A 237-nucleotide genomic window follows, 5' to 3' on the forward strand; every position below is an offset into this window, starting at 1 on the left:
GATCTCCCCGAGGTGCAATTGCCCGAGGCTGAGGCCGAGGCGCCGCCTGCCGCCGAGGCGCTCGCCAGCGAAGCGCCGGCCCTGTCTCTGGCCGAGGTGATGGCTGCGCCGGTGCAGCCGATCAACCCGCCGGCGCAGAACGTTCCGGTCAGCCTGCTGCCACCGCCGGCCGACGAGGAACCGGTGGACGAGGAACTGCGCGAGGTCTTCATCGAGGAGGCCGGCGAGGTCCTGGAG

General features: G+C 72.2%; 1 pseudogene. It reads left to right on the top strand.

The features are described 5' to 3' along the window. Nucleotides 1-237: pseudogene (locus tag BST14_RS32305) on the top strand (hypothetical protein); the annotation flags it as partial.

It is taken from the genome of Mycobacterium arosiense ATCC BAA-1401 = DSM 45069 (assembly GCF_002086125.1).
GTDB lineage: Bacteria > Actinomycetota > Actinomycetes > Mycobacteriales > Mycobacteriaceae > Mycobacterium > Mycobacterium arosiense.